Annotated in this window: 3 protein-coding genes; all 3 read right to left on the bottom strand. The window is 69.4% G+C overall.

The genetic code is table 11. The features are described from left to right. Positions 1–46 precede the first annotated feature (46 nt). Positions 47–451: a hypothetical protein gene (locus tag ACFC02_RS28320; RefSeq protein WP_376363022.1), complete on the bottom strand. Its 405-nt coding sequence runs from the start codon at positions 449–451 to the stop codon at positions 47–49. Continuing rightward, on the bottom strand, positions 444–866 hold the full coding sequence (locus ACFC02_RS28315) for a YbaB/EbfC family nucleoid-associated protein (protein WP_376363020.1): 423 nt from the start codon (positions 864–866) through the stop codon (positions 444–446). The genes ACFC02_RS28320 and ACFC02_RS28315 overlap by 8 nt, the downstream gene beginning before the upstream one ends. Before the next feature lie 17 nt (positions 867–883). Then, positions 884–2,490, bottom strand: a 1,607-nt coding sequence (locus ACFC02_RS28310; protein ID WP_376363017.1) for a T-complex 10 C-terminal domain-containing protein, incomplete at its 5' end; no start/stop codon positions are given.

Raw genomic sequence — 2,490 nt, 5'->3', positions numbered from 1 at the left:
GACTTCGCGGGCGTACGGACCCGGCGGTGTCCGCGGTACCTGCCTGTCACCCCCGGTGCGGGCCCGAGTAGTGCGGTGGCACGTCGCCGTACCCGGGCAGGCCGTCCCCATAGGCGGGCGGTGGTTCGTTCATCGCGTCCTGGATACGCCGCAACGCCTCCTCCTGGGCCTTCTTGAAGTCCTCTCCGGCGTTGCGGGTGAGCCCGGCGGCGGCGAGGATGGCGTTGGCCAGTGCGTTGATGGCGTCACGGAGCATCGTGTGCACGGGAATGTAGTTCACCGCGAAGTCACGGCCGTAGTGGTCCTTGCCCCAGGGCGGGTTCTGCGAGTCGTACGCCGTTCCCGTGGCGAAGGCGTCGGCGGCCTTCCGGGCGGCGGCGCCGATCTCGTCGGTGGCGTCGCTGCCGGCCAGCAGACGGTTGGGCTGTAGGCGCAGTTCGTCGTCAGCCACGGCCTGTGCCCTCCTCGCGCCTCGGACTCAGCGCGTCGGCGAACGACTTCGTGTCCAGCAGTCGGTCCAGGTCAAGGCGGTCCAGGAGGCTGCTCCCCGGCTCGCCCGGCGGGGAGCCTCCCGCCGCCCGGAGGATGGCGGTGGCGCGGGCGGACGCCTCGGCGCGCGCCCTGCTCAGGGCCTCCAGCACACTGGTGGCCAGGGCCTTGCCGGTCATCTCCTTGAATTTGTTGTCCGGGAAGCGCAGCCCCGAGGCCTCGCCGCCGGCCCCGACCGTCGCCTCCACACAGCCGTCCTTGGAGCGGACCGTCACGGAGATGGCCTTCATCTCCTCCCTGGCCTTGAGCAGGGACTCGTGCTTCTTGGTGAATCCGGCGAGGGCGTCCTGGAGTTCACTTCCTGTGGGCCCGTTCATGGTTGCTCCTGTGCTCGTCAGTGACCGATGGAGGCCGGCAGTCCGCCGTCCTCGGTCCCCCAGACGTCCTTACCGTCCGAGGACCACGATGTGCCGCTCTGCGTCGCTGCCCTGGAGGCACCACCGGGCATTCCGTACGGTGATTCAGTGGACGGCCGCCGCGGGGCGAGAAGTTCCTCGGAATCGCTCTCCTCCTCTTCCCACTCCTCGGCCTCGTCTTGGGGAGCGGTGGAACGGTCAGCGGGCATTCCGTGCTGGAAGACGGCACCGTCCATGCTCTGGTCGTCGTACGTGTCCCGGTTGCGCTCCCCTCCGGAGCCGCCGCCCTGCTGCTGGCCACCCATGCGGTTCATGCCGGCCATCATCATCATCGGGGAGAGAAGGCCGAGCGCGTTCTGGCTGTCCCCGACGCCCGCGCCGGCCGCGGCCCCGGCGCCGACCGCTCCGCCCAGGCCGGTGCCGACACCCGCACCGGCGTCGGCGCCGCTCCCGGCACCGACACCAGCACCGGCACCGGCACCGACGCCGGTTCCGGCATTCGCCGTGGCCGGACTGGGCAGGGCCTGGAACTGTCCGTCGGACGTCGTCACGAAGGCGCTGCCGTCGCTGAACCGGGTGTGCGAGGTGCCGTCGGACCGGTCGGTGACGACGGTGCCGTCCGGCAGGTGTGTCACCCGGTCCGCGGACCCGATGGTCGGGAACTTGTACGGGTCGGGCACCGTGAGGTGCGAGTTCCCTGTGACCGTGCTCCCGTTCGTACCGAGACCGGTGGGGTTCGTGGTGGTGATGGTGCCGTCCGGATACACCGTGGTGGTGCTGCCGTCCGCGTGGCGGGTGATGATGTCACCCTTGCTGTCGACGCTGGTGGTACTGCCGTCGGCGTTGGTGATGCTCTGGCCGGGCTTGATGTGGCTCGTGGTGGTGTGCCCCTGGGCGTCGGTCGTCGTCACGTCGCCGTTGGGGTGCACGGACACACGGGAGCCGTTGGCGCCGTTCGTGGTCAGGCTGCCGTCGGGGTTGAGGTGGGAGACGGTGCCGTCCGGGGAGGTGATCTGGATCTGCCCGTCGGGTTTGACAATCTCCGAGGTGCCGTTAGTGAAGGTGGTGGTCTTGGTGCCGTCCTCCGCCGTCTGCGTCAGACTGCCGTCGCTGTTGCGGGTGATGCTCGTCCCGTCCGGGTTCGACAGTGACTCCCCGACACCGAGGTGGCTGGTGACGGAGTGTCCATTCGCCTCGACGGTCTTCACCTCGCCATCGGGCGTGACCGTGCGGACGGTGCCGTCCGGGAACGTCGTGGTGAGGCTGCCGTCGGTGTTGCGTGTCGTGGAAGTACCGTCGGGGAAGGTCGTCGTCACACCCGTACCGGTACGCGTGGTCGTACTGCCGTCGATGTTGCTGACCGGCAGTCCGGCGCCGAGACCGAGACCGTTCAGGAACGAGTTTCCCGTGAGTGGGTTTCCGCCGAAGTCGGAGCCGCCGTTGCTGAACGCACCGCTTCCGCCGGTCAGGTCTCCCAACCCGCCGGTCAGATTTCCCGCGCCACCAGTGAGGTCGCTGCCGCCAGGGGTCAGGGCACCACCGAGGTCGCTCAGCCCGGTGTTGAAGTCGCCGGTCCCGCCATTGA

Source organism: Streptomyces sp. NPDC056160 (genome assembly GCF_042268205.1).
GTDB lineage: Bacteria > Actinomycetota > Actinomycetes > Streptomycetales > Streptomycetaceae > Streptomyces.
Note: the sequence above shows the minus strand (reverse complement) of the source record. Positions and strands in the feature narration are given on the sequence as shown.

What these genes read in the sequence shown, in the direction of transcription:
- ACFC02_RS28315 (WP_376363020.1), bottom strand. Translation starts at nt 866, where the DNA reads ATGAACGGGCCCACAGGAAGTGAACTCCAGGACGCCCTCGCCGGATTC.